The 20,821-nt window shown below is 67.3% G+C and carries 16 protein-coding genes and 4 pseudogenes; 13 read left to right on the top strand and 7 right to left on the bottom strand.

Features of this window, described 5'->3' with window-relative positions:
- Window positions 1-58 precede the first annotated feature (58 nt).
- The 10 genes and pseudogenes from IG171_RS16060 to IG171_RS19165 all read left to right on the top strand — a co-directional run.
- A pseudogene (locus IG171_RS16060) lies at window positions 59-205 on the top strand (L-serine ammonia-lyase, iron-sulfur-dependent, subunit alpha); the annotation flags it as partial.
- A pseudogene (gene purU, locus IG171_RS16055) lies at window positions 195-971 on the top strand (formyltetrahydrofolate deformylase); the annotation flags it as partial. The pseudogenes IG171_RS16060 and purU, both read left to right, overlap by 11 nt.
- Before the next feature lie 207 nt (window positions 972-1,178).
- Window positions 1,179-2,063, top strand: a complete 885-nt coding sequence (locus IG171_RS16050) for a polyphosphate polymerase domain-containing protein (protein ID WP_212128355.1) — start codon at window positions 1,179-1,181, stop codon at window positions 2,061-2,063.
- A 148-nt stretch (window positions 2,064-2,211) separates the two neighbouring features.
- Window positions 2,212-2,898, top strand: a complete 687-nt coding sequence (locus IG171_RS16045; protein ID WP_212128354.1) for a DUF4956 domain-containing protein — start codon at window positions 2,212-2,214, stop codon at window positions 2,896-2,898.
- A 1-nt stretch (window position 2,899) separates the two neighbouring features.
- A complete protein-coding gene (locus IG171_RS16040) occupies window positions 2,900-4,591 on the top strand; it encodes a CotH kinase family protein (protein WP_212128353.1) in 1,692 nt (563 codons plus the stop codon).
- Window positions 4,592-4,882: 291 nt separating this feature from the next.
- Window positions 4,883-6,415: pseudogene (locus IG171_RS16030) on the top strand (alanine/glycine:cation symporter family protein).
- Window positions 6,412-7,281 (top strand): universal stress protein, encoded by an 870-nt coding sequence (locus IG171_RS16025; protein ID WP_212128350.1) that lies wholly within the window; start codon window positions 6,412-6,414, stop codon window positions 7,279-7,281. Before IG171_RS16030 ends, IG171_RS16025 begins: the two are co-directional and overlap by 4 nt.
- Before the next feature lie 45 nt (window positions 7,282-7,326).
- The gene (locus tag IG171_RS16020) at window positions 7,327-7,995 is read left to right on the top strand and encodes a GntR family transcriptional regulator (RefSeq protein WP_212128349.1); all 669 of its coding nucleotides are present in this window, start codon (window positions 7,327-7,329) and stop codon (window positions 7,993-7,995) included.
- Between the two features lie 114 nt (window positions 7,996-8,109).
- Window positions 8,110-8,994 (top strand): annotated as a pseudogene (locus IG171_RS19170) (FAD-dependent oxidoreductase); the annotation flags it as partial.
- Window positions 8,995-9,236: 242 nt separating this feature from the next.
- Window positions 9,237-9,803 (top strand): LysR substrate-binding domain-containing protein, encoded by a 567-nt coding sequence (locus IG171_RS19165; RefSeq protein ID WP_249203750.1) that lies wholly within the window; start codon window positions 9,237-9,239, stop codon window positions 9,801-9,803.
- Window positions 9,804-9,890: 87 nt separating this feature from the next.
- On the opposite strand, the gene IG171_RS16010 is transcribed toward IG171_RS19165, so the two are convergent.
- A complete protein-coding gene (locus IG171_RS16010; RefSeq protein WP_212128348.1) occupies window positions 9,891-10,790 on the bottom strand; it encodes an IclR family transcriptional regulator in 900 nt (299 codons plus the stop codon).
- Between the two features lie 179 nt (window positions 10,791-10,969).
- Here IG171_RS16010 and IG171_RS16005 point away from each other — a divergent pair, with 179 nt between their 5' ends.
- Both IG171_RS16005 and IG171_RS16000 read left to right on the top strand, forming a co-directional pair.
- Window positions 10,970-11,773 carry an ATP-binding cassette domain-containing protein gene (locus IG171_RS16005; protein WP_212128347.1) on the top strand — a complete coding sequence of 268 codons (804 nt, stop codon included), beginning with the start codon at window positions 10,970-10,972 and terminating at the stop codon, window positions 11,771-11,773.
- 73 nt (window positions 11,774-11,846) lie between these two features.
- Window positions 11,847-12,032 carry a hypothetical protein gene (locus IG171_RS16000; RefSeq protein ID WP_212128346.1) on the top strand — a complete coding sequence of 62 codons (186 nt, stop codon included), beginning with the start codon at window positions 11,847-11,849 and terminating at the stop codon, window positions 12,030-12,032.
- Here IG171_RS16000 and IG171_RS15995 read toward each other — a convergent pair.
- Both IG171_RS15995 and IG171_RS15990 read right to left on the bottom strand, forming a co-directional pair.
- Window positions 12,029-13,039: a threonine/serine dehydratase gene (locus IG171_RS15995; RefSeq protein WP_212128345.1), complete on the bottom strand. Its 1,011-nt coding sequence runs from the start codon at window positions 13,037-13,039 to the stop codon at window positions 12,029-12,031. The genes IG171_RS16000 and IG171_RS15995 overlap by 4 nt on opposite strands.
- A gap of 193 nt (window positions 13,040-13,232) precedes the next feature.
- Window positions 13,233-14,579, bottom strand: coding sequence for an MFS transporter (locus IG171_RS15990; RefSeq protein ID WP_212128344.1), 1,347 nt, complete (start codon window positions 14,577-14,579; stop codon window positions 13,233-13,235).
- A gap of 318 nt (window positions 14,580-14,897) precedes the next feature.
- Here IG171_RS15990 and paaZ point away from each other — a divergent pair, with 318 nt between their 5' ends.
- Window positions 14,898-16,934 (top strand): phenylacetic acid degradation bifunctional protein PaaZ, encoded by a 2,037-nt coding sequence (paaZ, locus tag IG171_RS15985; protein ID WP_212128343.1) that lies wholly within the window; start codon window positions 14,898-14,900, stop codon window positions 16,932-16,934.
- 67 nt (window positions 16,935-17,001) lie between these two features.
- Here paaZ and IG171_RS15980 read toward each other — a convergent pair whose 3' ends face one another.
- From IG171_RS15980 to IG171_RS15965, 4 genes are all read right to left on the bottom strand, one after another.
- On the bottom strand, window positions 17,002-17,961 hold the full coding sequence (locus tag IG171_RS15980) for a diacylglycerol kinase family protein (protein ID WP_212128342.1): 960 nt from the start codon (window positions 17,959-17,961) through the stop codon (window positions 17,002-17,004).
- Window positions 17,958-19,607, bottom strand: coding sequence for an FAD-binding oxidoreductase (locus tag IG171_RS15975; protein WP_212128341.1), 1,650 nt, complete (start codon window positions 19,605-19,607; stop codon window positions 17,958-17,960). The genes IG171_RS15980 and IG171_RS15975 overlap by 4 nt, the downstream gene beginning before the upstream one ends.
- A 5-nt stretch (window positions 19,608-19,612) precedes the next feature.
- Window positions 19,613-19,885 carry a glycerol-3-phosphate dehydrogenase C-terminal domain-containing protein gene (locus IG171_RS15970; protein WP_249203749.1) on the bottom strand — a complete coding sequence of 91 codons (273 nt, stop codon included), beginning with the start codon at window positions 19,883-19,885 and terminating at the stop codon, window positions 19,613-19,615.
- Between the two features lie 124 nt (window positions 19,886-20,009).
- Window positions 20,010-20,744: a TetR/AcrR family transcriptional regulator gene (locus IG171_RS15965; protein ID WP_212128340.1), complete on the bottom strand. Its 735-nt coding sequence runs from the start codon at window positions 20,742-20,744 to the stop codon at window positions 20,010-20,012.
- Between the last annotated feature and the right edge of the window lie 77 nt (window positions 20,745-20,821).

The following is a 20,821-nucleotide window of genomic DNA, read 5'->3' as shown; positions in this document are numbered from 1 at the left end:
GTGACGTTGAGGCCCCGCCGTGATGCCGACTGGCCCTACCGTGATGCCGACTGGCCCTGCTGGGATGGCGATGCACGGCGATGGCAACCACCGGGTGAGTCTCGATCAGGCGATCGAGACCATGCGGCAGACTGGAGCCGATATGAAGTCGAAGTACAAGGAGACCTCGCGCGGCGGACTCGCCGTCAACGACCCACGGCGGTGACATCAAGGAACTCAAGCAGTTCGACGACCAGTACACGCAGCGCCTGTTCCTGCGCATCGACTTCCGCGTCTCCGACGAGCCCGGCAACGGCATCAAGGGCCTGCGGAAGGACTTCGAATCGCTGGCTGCGGAGTTCGACGCGAAGTGGCAGCTGTGGCCGCAGGGGCAGAAGCGGCGAGTGCTGATCATGGTCTCGAAGTTCGAGCACTGCCTCAACGATCTGCTGTTCAGGGCCCAGATCGGGGAGCTGCCGATCGAGATCGCCGCGGTGGTGTCGAACCATCCCGATCACCGTGAGCTCGTCGAATGGCACCACATCCCGTTCTTCCGGATCCCGGTGACCAAGGAGGCGAAGCCGGAGGCGGAGGCGAAGCTGCTCGAACTCATCGACCGGTTCGAAGTCGACCTCGTCGTCCTGGCCCGCTATATGCAGATCCTCTCCGACGAACTGGCCCGCGAACTCACCGGCAGAGCGATCAACATCCACCATTCCTTCCTCCCGTCGTTCAAGGGAGCCAAGCCCTACCACCAGGCCTGGGAGCGGGGAGTGAAGACCGTCGGGGCGACCGCTCACTTCGTCAACAGCGAACTCGACGAGGGCCCGATCATCGCCCAGCAGCTCGTCGAGGTCGACCACGCCTTCACGCCCGAGGACCTCGTCGCCGCCGGTCGCGACGCCGAATGCAAAGCCCTGTCGAATGCCGTGAAATGGCGCTGCGACGGGCGCGTGTTCCTCTCGGGCAAGAGGACCGTCGTGCTGCGCTGAGGCCGGCTGTCCTGCTCAGGTGCCCGGAGCGAGCCGGGGCCGGCTGCGCCGCTCGGGCCCCGGGGCGGGGCCGGCTGCGCCGCCTGGGCCCCGGGCGGCGTAGCTGCCTGCTTCCACAGCTGCGACACAGCGTGGACATAGTCCGTTCATCGGCTGTCTGCCTAGATTGAGGTCGACCGCGCAGCCGATGAGAAGGGGCCCGAACACGTGCGATTCGAAGCAGGCGAGACCGACGGCGGCGAAGGAAGTGGGGAGCCGGAGGACAGACCGAACGACCGGACCGAGGGCGGGCAGAGGGCTGCGGCCGATCGACTGCGCTCGCCGAGCAGCCTTCACGCCTTCAACCGCTACGAGCTCAAATACCTCGTGCCGTCCGATCAGATCGGCGATATCCGTGCCGAGCTCGACGAGCGCATGGAGCGCGACGCCTATGCCGGCCCGCGCGGCTACGGCGTCTGGAGCGTCTACTACGACACGTCCCGTCTGCGCTTCTACTTCGAGAAGATCGAGGGGCTGAAGTTCCGCCGCAAACTGCGCATCCGCCGCTACGGCGAGACAGGCGAGGCCGCGGATGAGAACAGTCCCGTGTCCGTCGAAATCAAGCAGCGGGTCAATCGAGTCACGCAGAAGCGCCGCGTCATCCTCCCCTACGAGCGGGCCCTGGCGCTGTGCGACCGACGCGAACGCATCGACGTCGCAGCCGCTGACCAGCCTTTCGTCGACGAGGTGCTCGACCTCATCATCCGGCTCGATCTGCGGCCGATCGCGATGACCGGATATCGACGCGAGCCCTATGTGGGTCAAGACACCGACCTCGGTCTTCGAGTGACCCTCGACCATCGTGTGCGAGGGCGCGACCGTGACTTCGACCTGCGGGCCGAGACCGAGAACCGGTACATCATCAGGCCCGACTTCGCCGTCATGGAGGTCAAGGTCAACGAACGCACGCCCTATTGGGTCACCGATATGGCCGCCAGGTACGGACTCCAGATCCAGCGGATCTCGAAGTACTGCCAAAGCGTCGAAGCCCACGGACTCGCACCGCGATCGGTCTTCCACGTCCCCGAGGATCAGCAGACCCTGCCCGCCTGATCGGCCGCTCGCGGTCTCCTCGGCGCCGGACGTTCGCGGTCTCCGCGGCGCCGGTCACTCGCGGTCCTCGGAGGCGGTCGCTCTCACGTCGCCGCCGACCGACCACATCCCCCAAATCACAGCAGAGAAGAAAAGGAACCACCGACAGATGAATTTGGACTTCAGCTTCACCGACCTCTCCGGCACGTTCAGTGTCATGGACGTGCTGCTCTCACTCCTGCTCGCCTTCGCGTGCAGCCTCGTCGTCGCCTGGGTCTACCGGGCAACCCACCAGAACGTCAGCTACAGCCAGAGCTACGTGCAGACTCTCATCATCCTCGGCATGCTCATCGCACTCATCATGCTCATCGTGGGCTCGAACATCGCCCGGGCGTTCGCCCTGGTGGGTGCCCTTTCCGTGGTGAGATTCCGGAATGCGATCAAGGAGACCCGAGACGTCGGCTTCATCTTCCTCGTCATGGGCATCGGCATGGCCTGCGGCACCCGCTTCTACACCCTCGCCGTCATCGCCACGATCTTCATCTGCGCGGTCATCTACATGATGTACCGATTCAACTTCTTCGCCCTCAACGTCCAGCGTCAGGTCGTCAAGGTCCAGGTTCCCGCGGACGGGGACGACTTCACTCCGCGCATCGACGACATCCTCATCTCCTCGACCGACGAATACGAACTCATCAGCACCGAGAGCATCCGCGGCGGATCACTCATCGAGTACAGCTACACCGCGAAGCTGCAGAAGGGCGTCAAGCCCAATGAACTGATCAACGAACTGCGCGCAGTCAACGCCGGACAGAAGGCGACGGTGCTGACCGGCTACGACCAGACGGACATGTGAGATGACCGAGCAGCACCGAGACCCGGGTCCCGAGGAGCAGCCGAGCGGCTATCGGCCCTCGAATGATGATCAGGCCCCGGAGGAGCAGCCCTCGGAGGAGGCGAAGGCGAAGCGGAGAATCCCGTTCCGACATCGGATCCCGGTGAGACTGCGGCACTACTGGAAGAGCGTCGCGGCCGTCGCCGCAGGGTTCATCGCAGTCGTCCTCGTCTTCGGCGGCTACACGGTCAAGCCCTACATCACCTCTCAACTCGTGTCCGAGGACACGGTCACCGACGACATCGCCGGCCAGGGAGACCTCTTCGACGGAAAGAGCCACAGCATCGAGATCTCCTACGACGAAGCCGAGTACGAGGACATGATGGCCACGTTCCAGGACGAAGGAGACAAGGACTACATCAAGGCGGACCTGACGATCGACGGCACCCTCATCGAGGACGTCGGAATGCGGCTCAAAGGCAATTCGACGCTGAGATCGCTGCAGGACGGCGGTGACGCCGCAGGTGGTGAAGGCATGCCGGGCGGCGGAGGAGGCATGGTCCAGCTCTCGGCGGACAGTCCCCAGGAGCTGCCGTGGCTGATCAGCTTCGATGAGTACGAGGAGGGACGCGCATATCAGGGGCATATCGAGATCGCGCTCCGCCCGGCGGCCTCGGGCTCGGACACCGCACTCAACGAGGCGCTGGCTCTGAGCCTGACGGCCGAATCGGGACAGACCACTCAGGACTATTCGTTCACCTCGGTCAGCGTCAACGGCGGTGACTCGGCCGCGCGACTCGTCCTCGACGCCCCCGACGCCCAATGGGCTGACGCCTACGGAAACGGTGTGCTCTACAAAGGCCGTGCGGACGGTTCGTTCGACTACCTCGGCGAGGATCCCACGGACTACGAGGACTCATTCAAGCAGATCAACGCCGAAGGATCCTACGACCTGCAGCCGGTGATGAATCTGCTCGACTTCGTCAACAACTCCGACGACGAGGAATTCGCCGAGGAACTCGATGACCATGTCGATGTCGAATCGTTTGCCGAATACCTCGCCACTCAGGAGCTGCTGTCCAACGCCGATGCCATGGACGGGCCGGGGAACAACTACTACCTCTGGTACGACACGGATGAGGAGAAGTTCACCGTGCTGTCCTGGGACCTCAATATGGCGCTGTCCGGAATGGGAGGCGGCGCCGTCCCAGGGGGACAAGCCGATGAGGAAAGCGCCGACGGGGCCGCCGGAGATGCCGACTCCGCCCGGACCGCGCCGGCCGGTGAAGACGCGAATGCGAACATGCCCGCAGGAGGCCCCGCCGACGGACAGCAGGGTGGTCTCGGCGGACAGCAGCAGGGCGGTCCCGGAGGACAGGACGATGGCCCTGGTGGGACACCCGGTGGAGGACCTTCCGGTGACGAGGGCGGAGGCGGAGGATCACGTGGCAGCGGCGTGCTCAAGGAGCGCTTCCTGGACAACGATGATTTCCACCAGCTCTATGAGGACGCCTACGCCGAGCTCTATTCGGAACTCGTCGAGGACGGTTCGGCGAATTCGCTGATCGAGAAGATTGCTGAGAATGCGGCGGCAGCCGGCGACGAGGACACCCAGGCGGCGGTGTCCTCGCTCGAGCAGTCCCTGTCTCAGATCAGCGCCGAGGCTCCGGAGGAGTCGAGAACGATGTCCGGGGGCGGCGCGCCCGGTTGGTGACCGGTGCGTTCGATGGACGGCCCCGCCGGTCCCGCCGCTTCCGCGGAGGTGCGCGTGGGCGGGACCGGCCGCCTCGGCGAGGGTCATGCAGGCCCTCCGATTCCTCGGGAGGGCCTCCGCGATTCCTCGGGTCGGGAATTCAGGGATCACATTGAATCAATAAATGTGATCACATTTTGCTCGAATCCGTGTAGCATGCAGTAGCAACGAGGAACACTCGAGGCTTCGCCCCAACGCACGACTGTCACAACACACGACATTGACCTCGACCACGAACACGGAGCTGTGCTCATGGACCTGACCGCCCGATTGCAGGATGTCGCCAATGCGATGTGGATGCCGGTCATCGGCCTCGCCATCGTCATGGGGCTCTACTTCACGATCCGCACCAAGGTGCTCCAGATCCGTCTGTTCCCGCAGATGCTGCGCGAGCTCAAGGGAGACGGCGATACGGGACCGGGCGGACTCACCCCCTTCCAGGCGCTGGCGCTGACGATCGGCAACCGCGTCGGCGTCGGCAATATCGCCGGCGTCGCCACCGCAATCGGCTGGGGCGGGCCCGGTGCCCTCTTCTGGATGGGCGTGATGGCCTTCTGCGGCGGAGCCACGGCCTTCGTCGAATCCACGCTCGCCCAGATCTACAAGGAGCGCATCAACAACGAGCTCAAGGGCGGCGTGCCGTACTACCTGCACAAGGTCTTTTAGAAGCGGTGGATCGGCATGATCGCAGCCGTCACCGCGCTGCTGCTCTACATCATCCTCGCTCCGGGGATCCAGTCCAACAGCATCGCGGTGAGCTTCGAATACGCCTTCGGCATCCCCGGCTGGGTCACCGGCCTCGTCGTCACGGCGGCGCTGGGCATCATCATCTGGGGCGGGCGCGAACGCATCGTCCGAGTCGTCAATGTCATCGTCCCGATCATGGCCGTCGGCTACATCGGCGGCGCCATCATCGTGCTCATCGTCAACTTCACCGCACTGCCCGGCGCGATCGGCCTCATCATCTCCTCGGCCTTCGGCGCCGACCAGGTCTTCGCCGGCATCGTCGGCGCCGCGATCTCCTGGGGCGTGCGCCGCGCCCTGTTCTCCAATGTCGCAGGCGTCGGCGAAGGCACCTATGCCGCCGGCGCCGCCGAGGTCTCCCACCCGGCCAAACAGGGACTCGTCCAGACCTTCTCGATCTACATCGACACACTCACCGTCTGCATGCTCACCGGGCTGATGATGGTCGTGACCGGTCAGTACAACGTCATCACCGAGGACGGCCGCGAAATCCTCGTCCACCTCCCCGGAGTCGAACCGGGCACGAACTTCACCCAGGCCGCCGTCGACACCGTGGCCACGGGATTCGGTTCGCCCTTCATCGCGATCTCCGTGGCGATGTTCGCGATCACGACGATCGTCGCCTTCTACTTCATCGCCGATACGAACCTGTCCTTCATCGTCGGGGAAGGGAAGAGGATCTACATCCGCATCCTCGAATGCGCGCTCCTCGCCGTGTGCTTCATCAGCTGCGTCACCGAGGCCGGCGCGGTCTGGGCGCTCGGCGACATGGGCTATGCGACGCTGGGCGTGACCAACTTCATCGCCCTCATCCTCCTCTTGGGGATCGCGATGAAGACGCTGAAGGACTACGACTCCCAGCGCAGGCAGGGCCTCAACCCCGAATTCGATCCGGTCGGTCTCGGCATCAAGCACGCGGACTTCTGGGAGGAGCTGCGCGCAGGCGAGGCCCGCGTCCGTTCCGCAGGGGCCGCCGGGCGCTCCGCAGGGGCCGACGAGCGCCCCACAGATCCGTCCGATTCACAGGAAGGTCAGCAATGACGATCATCGCCGCGTTCCCCTACGGAAAGAAGGACCGCTCCGCACTGCATCTGGCCGGGCTGCTCGCTCGGTCGAGCGGAGAGCCGGTCCGCATCGTCAGCATCGTCCCCGAGCAGGCGAAGTCGATGATCCCCAACGGCAGCGAACTCCAATTCGCCGCGTGGTCGAAGGAGCGCGGACGCAGGGCCATCGCCGAGGCGGAGCACGCGGCCGCCGAGATCTGCCCCGATGTGTCCACCACCGCCGTGGCCGTGGCCCACCGTTCGCGGGCCAAGGGCCTCATCGCCGAGGCAGAGCGCTCCGCGGCCTCGATGATCGTCCTCGGCTCGGGCACCGAGGGCACCCGGGGACGGATCCGCGTCAGCGCGACCTCCGATCGGCTTCTCCATTCCGCACCCCTTCCCGTGGCACTGGCTCCACGCGGCTTCACCGCCGAGGCGGGGGCGCAGATCGAGCGAGTGACCTGTTCGTTCCGCGGCGACCGGGGATCGGAGGCGGTGCTGGCGAAGACCGCTGAGATCTCCCAGTCGGTCGACGCGCGACTGCGGGTGGCGACGTTCGGTGTGGCCGGTCGCACCGTTCAGCCAGCCTCCCTCGATGCGGAGTCACGCCGTCGGGAGTACGTCGATCACCTGAGGAAGCGGCAGTCGGCCGCCGTCGACGGCGTCGACGAAGAGCGTCGGGTCGAGGAGGCGGTCGGCATCGGCAAGGACTGGAAGGGCGCCCTCGGGGCCGTCGACTGGCATGGCGCGGAGATCCTCGTCATCGGCTCCTCCTCGGAAGGGCGCAGATCCCGGGTGTTCCTCGGCTCGAATGCCGCGCGGATCATCCGTCACTCCCCGGTTCCGGTCCTGGTGGTGCCGTGATCGACGTCATCGAGCGGTCGCCTCGGCGAGGATAGACTGACGCACATGAGCGAGACCCAGTCGGAAATCGGACCGCGCATCGGTGACCAGGTGTTCGAAGCGATGCAGGCGAGCATTCTCAACGGCGATTATCGCAGCGGACAGCGGCTGCGGATCAGGCAGCTGGCCGCCGAGTTGGGCACGAGCGTCATGCCCGTGCGCGAATCGCTCGCCCGCCTCGAGGAGGTCGGGCTCGTCGAGACCAGCCCCCACCGAGGGGCAGTGGTCAAGACGTTCACCGCCGAGGAGCTGCTGCAGGTCTATTCCGTGCGCCGGATCCTCGAGGTCGACGCGACCGTCGAAGGCGTGCAGAAGCTCACCGAGGCCGGGCGGGCCCGGCTCGACGAGGAGTTCGCGGCGATGTCCGCGGCGCTCGAGGCAGGCGACGCCACGGCGTACCTCGATCACGACGAGGAGCTGCTGGCCACCGTCTACGCGGCCGCCGGCAATCCGGTGCTCGTCGAGACGATCCGCACGCTGTGGATGCGCTGCCGGGCCTACAAGCTCGTCGGAGCCCGCCGTGAGATCGCCGCCGAGGCGTTCGATCCGCTGCTCAAGCATCAGCGCCGACTCATGGACGCCGTCGACGCCGGTGACCCGAACGCCGCCGTCCGGGTCACCGAGGAGTCCTTCGACGATGCGATCCGCAGGATCCGATCCGTCCTGAGCGAATAGCGAATCGGGAGCGGCGAACAGGTCCGACCGGCGGGGCGGACACCTCTTGCATTCAGATGTGATCACATCTTACTCTGAGTGCAGTGACCTGCGCGACGACGCGTCGGCACTCGTATGAGAGAGGGGATGTTCCCCATGAAAGATGCTGTCATCGTCGGTGGTGGCCTCGCCGGACTGTCAGCGGCATGGCGTCTGCGCAACTGGGACGTCACGCTGTTGGAATCGGGCTCGCGTGTGGGCGGCCGGATCCGCTCGGAGAACCGCGGCCGCTACTTCCTCAACTGGGGCGGGCATATGTTCGCCGGAGGCAAGACGGCGACGAATTCCCTGATCACGGAGACCGAGACCCGTTCGACGGAGATTCCGGGATCGCTGTCGGCCATATCGATGAACGGAAAGATGCTCATCGGCGGGCCCGTGCAGTCCTACCCGTTCCGGCTGCCGGTGTCGATGAAGGATCGGGCCTCGATGATCAGAGCCGGCGCGAAGGTCTCGGCCGATGTCCTCCGCTATGCCCATGCCGTGCGACTGCGTCCGAACGAGAGCTCGGAGATGCGCCAGCAGAGGATCTATGACTTCGAGAACGACCGTTCCTTCGCCGATTACATCGGTCCGCTGTCCGAAGACGCCGAGGCGCTCTTCCGACCCACGATCACCCGATCGGCGGCCGACCCCGATCAGCTGGCCGCGGGCGCCGGGATCGGATACTTCAGCCTCGTGTGGAACATCGGCCAGGGGCTCAACCGCAGCATCGCCGGTGGGCCGTCCAACCTCGTCGAGTCGATCGCCGCGCCGCTGCAGGAGAGCATCCAGCTCGACGCGAAGGTCCATGAGATCGTCCACAAGAAGGACCACGTCGTCGTCCGCTACCGCCAGGACGACATCGATCACGAGATCGAGGCGCTGTCGGTCGTGCTCGCCACCCCGGCGACCGTGGCGCACAGGATCGCCGTCGACCTGCAGGAGGACAAGCGCGAGGCGCTGTCGAAGATCGTCTACGGCCCCTACGTCTCGGCCGCTTTCCTGACCAATGAGACCGACCCCCAGCCCTGGGACCGGGCCTATGGGATCGCGACCCCGAAGCGGTCGTTCAACGTCGTGATGAATCAGGGCAACATCGTCCGCGGCGCGGAATCCGAGCGTCAGCCCGGAGGAAGCATCATGACCTTCTCCCCGGCCTCGCCTCGATCGGATCGAGGCTGCTGCCGGCCGCAATCGCCGAACTCCAGCAGCGCCGGTCCGTGCGCGTCGAGGTCGTCGAGGCCGAGCCCACCGAGGTGGTCGCCATGCTGCACACCGGTGAGATCCACGCCGGCCTCATCTACGACATTCCCGAACTGCCCGAGTTCGCCGGACCCGAGCTGCGGCTTCGCACCCTGCTCGAAGAGCCCTATCGTGTGATGGTCGCTCGTGACGGCGCACTGGCCGCCCATGAGGTGCTCGACCTCGAGCGGATGGGCGAGATCGCCTGGATCTGCAGCCGCAATGAGTCCGAGGCCTCGGTCCGCGTGCTCAACCGCGTCTACCGGGCACTCGGCCGGGAGGTTCGCGAGCTCATGCGCAGCGACGATCTCTACATGATCCACGGACTCGTCGCCGAGGGGCTCGGCTGCGCGCTGACCACGGAGGCCGCGGTCGATCGGGGCATCGACGTCGCCATCAGACCGGCCAAGCAGGATCTGGGGCGGCGTCGCGTCTCGTTCGTCACCCGTGCGGGCCCGGTCCCGGCCGCTGTCGGGTGGTTCCGGGAGATCCTGGAGACGGTGGCCGCCGAACGCGGAGCCGCCTCGGCGGGGGAGGGGAGATGACGACGAGAGCGTCTCCTGCGGGTGCATCCGCCTTGATTCCGCACGTCATTTCGCAGTGGATCCACCCCTAGGAGACAGGGACCATGCTCAGGGGTCGTGGGAGCTCAGCGCCTCGGCGATGGCCTTGGCCTCACGGCGCAGCAGTGCGACGAGGCGTTCGACCCGGGATCCGGTGACGCGGTCGGCGATGGAGGCGATCGACAGGGCCGCGCGGGGGCGGGACCCGCGGATCCGCAGGGGCACGGCCACCGCCCACGAACCCTGGGCGAACAGGCCGGGATTGTGGACGAAGCCGTCGATGCGCGCCTGATCGATGATGTCGCGCAGCGCTTCGATCGAGACCTTCGGGTACCGTTCGGTCAGGATCTCGGCATTGGCGGCGAACTGGGCGTCCACCTCGGCGGGGGAGAGCTCGGACAGGATCGCCAGCGACCCGGCTCCGATGCCCAGCGGATGACGGTCGCCGACGGACAGGGCGTTGTTGAAGATCTCGCCGAAGCCCTCCTCGCGGCGGGCGCAGATCGAATAGCTGCCGGTGCGCAGGGTGAGGAACACGGTGTCCTGGCTGAGTTCGGCCAGGCGCAGCAGGCTCGACTCGGACTCGGTGACCAGGGGATCCACGGACTTCTGCGCGAGCTGGCCGAGGATCTGCGACTGCACGCCCAGTCGGTAGCCGCCGTCGTCGAGCCGTTCGACATAGCCCATGGCGATGAGCGCCTGCAGCATGCGGTGGACGCTGGCCTTGGGACGGTCGCTGATCGAGGCCAGCTCGGACAGGCTCGCGCCCTCGCGGCGCTCACCTGCGATGAGACCGACGAGGTTGAGCAGCGTCAGCGCGCGTTGGATGCTCTGGGCGCCGGTGCCGGGCTCGAGCGAATCGACGGCATGGGCGACGTTGAACGAGGCGGACCGGCGCAGGAGCCGACCCCGCATCTTGATGCGATGCTCCTCGCGGAGGTCCTCATTCGAATCGGCGCCGTTGTGCATGCCTCCATTATGGCCCGAGACGGACACGCGCCGATCCAGGATGTGGAACACGCGTATCGCTGCCCGGCGGCGCCCGGGGCCGAGCTCGGCTTAGACTCGAGTCGGCTTCGGAGCCCAGGGACGGGCAGGCGGCCCGTCCAGTCGACGGGGCATTTGACGAGTTGAAAGGTGATTCAGTGGTGGGTGCGACCGTCCTCGACATCGCCGAGGTGACGTTCCGACGCGGGCAGACACAGATTCTCCACGGCATCGACCTGCGGGTGCGAGCCGGCGAGCACTGGGTGCTCATCGGACCCAACGGGGCGGGGAAGTCCACGCTGCTGAGCTTCGCCTCGGCGCAGGTGTTCCCGAGCTCGGGCACCGTCGACATCCTCGGGTCCCGGATGGGACGCGTCGAGCTCGCCGCCCTGCGCCGCCTCATCGGGCATGTGAATCCGCGCCATCCGCTGCGGTCGAACCTGAGCGTGCGCGAGGTCGTCCTCACCGGGCTGACCGGCACCATCGAACGACCCCTGCGGTGGGAACCAGAACCGGCCGAAGTTGCGCAGGCCGATGCCCTCATCGCCGAGGTGGGGCTGACCTCCCGTGCCGAAGCGGGCTGGAAGGTGCTGTCCCAGGGAGAGCGGGGTCGTGCCCTCGTGGCCCGCGCGCTCATCGCCGATCCGCAGCTGCTGCTCTTCGACGAACCGACCACCGGCCTCGACGTCGCCGCCCGCGAACAGCTGCTCGAGACCATCGACTCCCTGTCGGTGCGCTCGCCTCAGCTGGCGACGCTGCTGGTCACCCACCATCTCGAGGAGATTCCCGAGACGACCTCGCATGCCGCGCTCATCTCCGACGGTCGGCTGACCGCCACGGGAGCCATCGACGAGGTGCTCACCTCGGAGAAGGTCTCCGCCGCCTTCGACCATCCGATCGAGGTCGGATACGCCGACCGGCGCTGGTCGGCCCGCGCGATCCGGCAGGGCGCATCGGTGGGCTGAGGCGGCCGCAGCCGGCCGAGTCCAACGGCCGGCCGTCATTGCGCCCGCGGCCGCCGGGGCCTACGCTTGAGGTATGAAGATGAGTACCGTGTGGAGCATCATCGGCGCGATCATCGCCATCATCATCGCGTGGTGGGTGGTCAACGTCGCGTTCTCCATTGCCTGGTTCCTCGTCAAGGTCGTCATCACCGTCGTTGTGGCGCTGGCCATCTTCGGCCTCATCAAGGCTTCGCTGAAGTCGAAGGACCGACAGCGCTAGAGATCGCCGAGGTCGGTGTTCGCTCCGCAGAGGACGACGCAGACTTTCTCTCCGTCCGCCGGCACATAGCCGCCGGTCGTGTCGGCAGCATTCGAGCCAGACCCGGTCTTTCCGCGATCCGCGCTGTTCGCGCCGTCGCTCGTGCCGGACACTCCCGCCAGCGCCGTGGCCGCGGCATGCTCGACCGCCAGCCGGTGCTCGTCCCACAGGCGCGTCCGTGCGGCGATGATCGCCTCATCGTCGACCAGCACCGAGGTGACCAGGTCCGATTGCGCGGCAGCGACCGCCAGCGGCGTCGCCCGGCGGGCACCGAGCGAATCGGCGGCCACGGAATCGACGGTGACATCGACGGGTTCGCCCGCTTCGAGCGCAGCACCCAGCGCCCGGCAGGTCTTCGGTTCGACCGCCACCGTGCGCACTCCGTGATGGGCCGCGGCGGTCGCGACACCGGCGAACAGCCCGCCCCCGCCGACCGAGACGACGACCGTGTCGAGATCGGGCACCTGCTCGAGGATCTCGGTCATCAGCGTGCCCGCCCCCGCGGCGATGAGCGGATGGTCGTAGGCATGCGAGGACAGCGCCCCGGACGATTCGACGAAGCTGCGGCAGGCGGCGGCCGCCTCGGCGTATTCCGCACCGACGAGCTCGACGGTGGCCCCATAGGAGCGCAGCCGCTCGACCTTGACCATCGGTGCCGTGGTCGGCAGGAACACGGTGGCCGGCACACCTGCCTCCCGGGCCGCCCACGCACAGGCCAGTCCAGCGTTGCCGCCCGAGGCGATCGTCACCCCCGCCTCGGGGAAGGTGCCCTCCTCGAGGTGGGCCCGGATGAAGTTCTGGGCGCCGCGAGCCTTGAATGTGCCCGTGTGCTGCATGAACTCGAGAGCGAAGTGCAGCCCTGAGGCGTTCGGTCTCCCCGATTGCGCCGAGGCGACCGCGACCGGGCGCACACGTCCGGCGATCCGTGCGGCGGCGGATTCGATGTCCGGATAGCTCAGCTCAGGCATGTCACCACCCTATGCGAGAACCAGCTGCGGAGATCTTGTCTCCTGCGGGCGGATCCACTTTGATATTCGCGTGCGAAGCGCAATGGATCCGCCCGCAGGAGACATGCGCCCGGCCGGCGAGGGTGCGAAGGGCACGGCCGCCTCGGGGAGGGGACGGCGAAGGGGTTGGGCACCGGGGACGTTGTCGCGCGCCTCAGCGGTGCGTGCTCAGGCCGAGGTCGACGCCCTTGGTCTCCTTGACGAGGCTGACTCCGATGAGCGAGATGATGCACACGATGATCATGTAGATCGCGATCGACAGTGATGTGCCGGTCTCGGCGAGCAGGGTCTCGGCGATGGTCGGGGCGAAGGCGCCGCCGAGGATCGCCCCGAGCGCGTAGCCGATCGAGACGCCCGAATAGCGGACCTGGGCGGGGAACATCTCCGCGTACATCGCCGACATCGGACCGTAGGACAGACCCATGCCGACGGTGAGGACGAAGATGCCGATGCCGTAGGCCCAGATGTTGGCCATATCGATCATGAGGAACGTCGGGATGAGCCAGACGATGAGCAGGACGTAGCCGATCTGGAAGGTGCGCACCCGTCCGAGGCGATCCGACAGCGCCCCGCCCCACATCGTGAACACGAGCCAGCCGAAGCTCGCCAGCGTCGTGGCCAGCAGCACGGGGGCCCGGTCGAGACCGACCGAGCCGCCGTCTTCGATCGGGCGGGAGGCATAGGCGGCGAAGAAGGCGATGATCATATAGCCGACGGCGTTGTTGCCGATGAAGATGAGCGCGGAGAGGACGACTTCCTTCGTGTTCTTCCGAAACAGGGTGCCCAGCGGTGCCGAGGACTCGGCCCTGCGCTCGGCGAGTTCGGCAAAGACGGGGCTCTCTTCGACCTGGCGGCGGATGTAGTAGCCGACGAGGACGAGGACGACGGAGAACAGGAACGGGATCCTCCAGCCGAAGCTGGCGAACTGTTCGGGGCTGAGTACGGAGGTCAGCAGCCAGATCACCCCGGTGGCGAGGATCATCCCGACCGGCACGCCGATCTGCGGGTAGGCGCCGAAGATGCCGCGTTTGGAGATCGGTGCGTGTTCGACCGACAGCAGCGCGGCCCCGCCCCACTCGCCGCCGGCCGAGAAGCCCTGGAGGATCCGCAGCAGGGTGAGCAGGATCGGTGCGGCCACGCCGATCATCGCGTAGTTCGGCAGCAGGCCGATGAGCGAGGTCGCGGCGCCCATGAGGATGAGCGTGAGGACGAGCATCTTCTTCCGCCCGATGCGATCGCCGAGGTGGCCGGCGATGATCGCCCCGAGCGGCCGGAAGAGGAACGAGATGCCCAGAGACGCCCAGGCCATGATCTGGCCGAGCGCCGGACTGTCCGCGGCCAGCGGGCCGAAGTACTGGGCGGAGAGGACGAGGCCGGCGGCCTGGGCGTAGATGAAGAAGTCGTACCACTCGATGGTCGTGCCGACGAGGGTTCCGGCGAGGACCTTGCGTTCCTCGTGGGTCATGTTCTGTGCGGCCGGGCCGGGAGCTGCGGTGGACATTGCGGTTCCTTCGGTTGCTGGGCGACATTGCCGTGCGCCTGACCGGCGGCGCGTGCCCTCGACTCTGAGGGATCATCGCCTGCCTCCAGCCTGCCTCAAGCCGGGCTGGCAGACGGGCTGGCCGTCGGCCGGCCGCCGGCTTCGGCTGACTGAATGGTCAGTAATCGATGTCGATCATAGAGCAGAACGGAGACGGTGTCACTCGAGCGCCGATGACAATAACCGACCGATTGGTTAGTATATTGCCAGGAATCGGCAGCGGCGCCGAACTCGGCCGCCGTGAACCGGGAGACGTCGTTTCACCAGGGAGACCACAGCATGACCGAAACCCTCAGTTCCTATGCGGCAGGCGTGTGGCACACGCCCGGTTCCGCCGCCGGCGGTCGTGCCGTCCACGACGCGGGCACGGGCGAGCTGCTCCACCAGGTGAGCTCCGAAGGCATCGACTTCGCCGCCGTCGCCGACCATGCCCGGAACACCGGTCTGCCGGAACTTCAGAAGCTCACCTTCCACCAGCGCGGAGTGATCCTCAAGAAGCTCGGCGCCCACCTCATGGAGCGGACCAAGGACTACCACGAGATCTCCTACACCACCGGCACCACGAAACGTGACGCCTTCGTCGACATCGAGGGCGGCATCGGCACGCTGTTCACCTACTCCGGCGTCGCCCGCCGCCAGATGCCCAATTCCACCGTCCACCTCGACGGAGGCATCGAGCGGCTGTCGAAGAACGGCACCTTCGTCGGCCGTCACATCCTCACCTCTCGGCAGGGCCTGGCGCTGCAGATCAACGCCTTCAACTTCCCCGTCTGGGGCATGCTCGAGAAGTTCGGACCGATGTTCGTCGCCGGTCTGCCCGTCGTCGTCAAGCCCGCCACCGACACCGCGCACCTGACCCGGGCGGTCGTCGACGACATGGTCGGGTCCGGTCTGCTTCCCGACGGTGCCATCCAGCTCATCAGCGGCGACGTCACGCCGCTGTTCGACCAGCTGGCCGAACAGGACGCCATCGCCTTCACCGGTTCCGCGGCCACCGCCCGCCGCCTGGCCGGCCTCGACTGCGTCACCGAGCGCGGCACCCGATTCTTCGCCGAGGCGGACTCGCTCAACTTCTCCCTGCTCGGTCCCGATGCCGGCCCGGGAACGGAGGAGTTCGACCTCTTCGTGACCGGCGTCGTCGAGGAGATGACCGTCAAGGCCGGACAGAAGTGCACCGCGATCCGCCGCACCCTCGTTCCCGAGGCCCACGCCGAGGCGGTCGGGGAGGCGATCATCGCGAAACTGTCCACCCACGGGGTCGGGGATCCGCGGGAGAAGTCCACGCGGCTGGGTCCGGTCGTCTCCGATGGGCAGCGGGCCGACGTGCTCGATTCCATCGACGCCATCCTCGCCGGCGGAGCCCATCTGCTGACCGGCGGCCGCGAGGAGTCCGACCGGCTGGCCGCCGAACACGGCGGCGCGTATGTCGCGGCCACCGTGCTCCAGGCCGATGACCCATGGGCCGATGCCGTCCATGACATCGAAGCCTTCGGACCCGTGACCTCGATCATCACGTATTCCGACACCGAGGAGGCCGTGGCCCTGGCCGCCCGCGGCCGCGGTTCCCTGGTCGGTTCGGTGATCACCCACGATGCCGAGTTCGCCACCGAATTCGTCCGCCGGGTCGCCCCCTGGCACGGTCGCATCCTCGTCCTCGACCGCGACGACGCCGCGGAGTCGACCGGGCACGGCTCTCCGCTGCCGAACCTCATCCACGGCGGGCCCGGTCGCGCCGGCGGCGGTGAGGAGATGGGCGGTCTGCGCGGTGTCGAGCACTTCATGCAGCGCACCGCGATCCAGGCCTCCCCAGACATGCTCACCGCGATCGGCGGGGAATGGGTGGGCGGTTCGCAGCGCCGCCTCGGCGAGCATCCGTTCACGAAGTCGCTGAACGATCTGCGGATCGGGGATGCGCTCGAATCCGAGTGGCGGACGGTCACGCTCGACGATATCGAGCACTTCGCGAGCTTCACCGGCGACACCTTCTATGCGCACATGGACGAGGAGGCAGCGGCGGCGAATCCGTTCTTCCCGGGACGCGTGGCCCACGGCTACCTCATCGTGTCCTTCGCGGCGGGGCTGTTCGTCCAGCCGGACCCGGGCCCGGTGCTCGCGAACTACGGTCTCGACGCACTGACGTTCATCACCCCGGTCTCGCCCGGTGACAGGCTCAAGGTCACGCTCACGGCCAAGCGCATCACCCCGCGCGAGACCGACGAGTATGGGGAGGTTCGCTGGGACGCTCAGGTCGTCAACCAGGACGACGAGCCGGTTGCGAACTACGATGTGCTCACCCTCGTGGCCAAGGAGCACTGAGGGCTGGGCCGCCGATCACGGCCTCCCGGCGTGGGGCGGGCGCACTGGTCGGTCGGGCGCTGACGGCTCAGGGTCTCCCGGCGTGGGGGACGCGGACCTTCAGTGACGAGGGACGTATCGTCACGGCGGTCGGGGTCTGGCCGATCTCGTCGCCATCGGCGACGATGGCGACCGGAGCCGCACCGGCCGGGGTGTCGATGTGGATCTCGCGAGCATGGCCGAAGTGGATGTGCGGGTGACGGTCGTGCCTGCCCGACATGAACGCGACGAGCTCGACGGCGAGCCTGGGCAGGAACGCGTCCCTGAGCAGGACGACGTCGATGAGCCCGTCGTCGAGCTTCGCCTCGGGGGAGAGCTTGAGCCCGCCGCCGTAGCGGCCCGAGTTCGCGAAGCCAGCGGTCAGGCCCCGGAAATCGACGCGCCTGCCGTCGACGGTCAGCTGCAGCTCGATGCTCTTCGGCGGCAGGATCGCCCGCAGGACCCCGTACAGGTACACCCACCGTCCCCTGATGTACTTGGCCGAGTTCGCGTGGCTCTGGACGGTCGAATCGAGACCGAGGCAGACATTGCTGAGACTGAGGTTCCCGTCGAAGTCGAGGACATCGATGATCCGATCGCGGCCGGCGGCGATGTTCGCCACGGCCCCCTCGGTGTCCTTGGGGATGCCGAGCTTGCCGATGAGGTCGTTGCCGCGGCCGCCGGCGATGATGCCCAGAGAGGTGTCCGTATCGACGAGGCCGGCCGCAACCGAACGCGCCATCCCGTCACCTCCGAGTGCGCCCACGACCCGTGCGCCATCTGCGGCGAAGCCGGCGGCGAGCTCCTGTGCGTGTTCCTCGCTCGCGCTTCTCACGAGCCGCGCCTCGAGACCGTGTGCGGCAAAGGCCTCGACCAGCGGATCGATGCGTTTGAGCACGGCGCCTCTGCGGGCGGTGGGATTGAGGATCACGGGCACGACCGAGCGATCGGCGGTCGGGTCTGCGGGCCCCGTGACGCCGGAGTCCGTGTGTTCGGGGTCGCCGCTCACAGCGTGGCCGGCCCATTCATGAGCTTCCCGGGATTCATGATGCCTGCGGGGTCGACCTCGGCCTTGGCCGCCCGCAGCATGCGCAGCCACCTCTGACCGGTCTCGGCCGGTAGCCACGGCCCGTGGTCGGTGCCGACGGCATGGTGGTGGGTGATCGTGCCGCCGCCTGCGACGATGGCGTCGCCGGCCGCGGACTTCAGCGCCTTCCACTGGGCGATCTCCGCGCCGACCTGCTGTTTGGCGAAGACCGTGTAGTACAGCGAGCAGCCCGAGGCGTAGAGGTGCGAGACGTGGCAGAGCACGAACGCGGGCGTGCCGCGCTCGGCCATCTCCCTCTCGATTTCGGCGCTGATCGTCTCATGGAGGTCCTCCACCTTCGACCAGGGAACCGAGGTCTCCAGCGTTTCGGCGATCATTCCCTCACGCAGCAGCTGATCGCGCAGGTACGGAGTCGAGAAGCGGTGCTTCTCCCACGAGGTCTCCGGAACGGCGCCGAGGTTGACGCCCTTGTGCCTGCGCACGATCGAACGGCCCTGGGAGCGACGCGCACGCACCTCGGCTGCGCTTCCGTCGTAGCGGACGACGAGCAGACATGGGGTCGTGATCCCGCGGGCGCGCAGGTAGGTCAGAACGCCCTTGCGCTGCAGTCCGCTGCCGAGCTGGGCGAGCCCGAAGGCGGTCTCGTTGACATCGGACAGGCGCGCGATCGCCAGCTGCAGTCCCGACTGCTCCATCTCCCGCAGTGCCGCGGTGCCCGAGGCGAAGTCGGGGAAGAACCAGGAGTCGGCCCGAACGGCCTTCGGCACGCGACGGATCCGCACGGTCGCCTCGGTGATGATGCCCAGCGTTCCCTCGGAGCCGACGAACAGCTGGCGCGGGTTCGGCCCGGCCGCGGTCGCCGGGGTGGTGGGCAGCTCGATGGGACCGCTCGGGGTCGAGCAGCGCAGGCCGTGGACGTTCTCATCGATGCGTCCGTAACCGGTCGACTGCTGACCGGCCGAACGGGTGGCGACCCACCCGCCGACGGTGCTGAATTCGAAGGACTGCGGGTAGTGGCCGAGCGTGAAGCCGCGAGACTGCAGGCGCTCCTCGAGTTCGGGTCCGAAGACCCCGGCCTGAACGGTCGCCGTCAGCGACTCCTCGTCGATGTCGAGGATCTGGTCGAGACGAGCCATGCTGATGCTCACGACCGCGGAGAATCCGCCGCGCACGGCATCGATGCCGCCGACGACGCTGGTGCCGCCGCCGACGGGAACGACCGCGACGGACTCCTCGGCGCACACGGCCAGGAGGGCGTCCACCTCGGCGCCCGCGGCGGGATAGACCACGGCATCGGGAGCGGAGCTCAGCCGACCGGTGCGCAGGCGGATGAGGTCGGGCAGGCTCCGCCCGGCCGCATGGGAGACGCGGGTGGCATGATCGTCTCGGACGAAGTCCTCGCCCACTGTCTCGGCGAGACGGGCGCGCATCTCATCGGTGAGACGCGATTCAGGCAGCGAGACCTCCTCGAGCGCGACATGCGGTCTGTCGACTCCGGCCGGCCAGCCGCAGTGCTTGCTCAGGATCACCTTCGCACCGGGCTTGACCGGGCCGTCGTGGCCGTCCTCACCCCAGCCCCACCAGCGCATGCGCGATTGAGTGTCCATTTCCGTCATCCTTCGTGTCGTGATTGTGCGATGAGCTCCGGAGCGAGCCGGACCACCGCCTCATGGAGATCGGCGCGATCGGCGTCGACGAGTCCCCAGCGGGTCCGCCGGTCGATGACGTCCTCGACCGTGAGGGCGAGCTCGTGCTCGACGGCGAAGCGGACTTCCGCGCCCGTCAGTGGGATTCCCTGCCGCACGGGTTCGTTGAGTGAGGGATCGGCGTCGCCGTAGGCTGCCACCTTCGGCGGGGACAACCTCGATCGGCTCTTCGTCACCACGTCCCAAGAGCACGTTGACACCTCTGCTGATCCGCTGGCCGGTGCCCTCTTCGTCGCCGAGGTGGGGGTGGTCGGACAGCCGGTCCGTCCGTTCGTGGGGTGATCGCCGGCGGCCGCCCGAGCCTCAGGTCTCCAGGCCCTGGAAGGCCATCGTCGTGACCGCCTCGGCGATGGTGTCGGGGTCGACGGGATAGCTCGGTCGGTACCACTCGGTGATCGAGTTGACCATGCCGAAGAGCAGGCGGGTGACGAGTCCGGGGGTGAAATCGGACCGGAGCCCTCCCTCGGCGATGGCCTCGGAGACCAGGCCGCGGATCTTCTCATCGATCATCCGCCGCTGCTCGAGCGCTTCGAGCTCGACCCGCGAGTTCCCGCGCACCCGCAGCAGCAGGGTCACCGAATGGTGGTAGTCGATGAGGATGAGCACGCTGGCGCGCACGGCCAGGCGCAGGCGCTCGAGTGCGGTGATGCCCGTCCGATGGCTCTCGGCTTCGACCGCCGAATCGAGGGCGTCGATGCCGCGATTGATCGCCAGGTGCAGCAACTCTTCCTTCGACTTCACATGATGGTAGATCGCGGACTTCGTGATGCCGAGCTCGCGGGCGACGGTGTCCATCGAGGTGCCGTCGTAGCCGCGGGCGACGAAGACCTCGGTGGCCTTGTTGATCAGCGTCTCCCGGTCATAACCGGGGCGTCCGCGGCGGGAGCGCTTGGGGCCGGTCCCGTTCCCGGTCGCCTCGGCGGAGGGGGCGGGTGACTGTGCCGAGGAGACGGGCTCCTGACCGGCCGCCTCGGCGGAGGGGGGCGACGGACCCGCCGCGGTCGGCGACGTCGACGCAGGTGAGGACGATTCGGGCATGCGCATCAGTCTAGATCACGCCTTCGGACGACGCCGCGATCTGCGTCACAGCCGGGCCCGACCCGGTGCTGCCGCGC

Source organism: Brevibacterium sp. SMBL_HHYL_HB1 (assembly GCF_018208375.1).
Lineage (GTDB): Bacteria > Actinomycetota > Actinomycetes > Actinomycetales > Brevibacteriaceae > Brevibacterium > Brevibacterium intestinavium.
The sequence above is the reverse complement of the archived record's forward strand: the minus strand, read 5'-3'. Positions and strand labels throughout refer to the sequence as shown.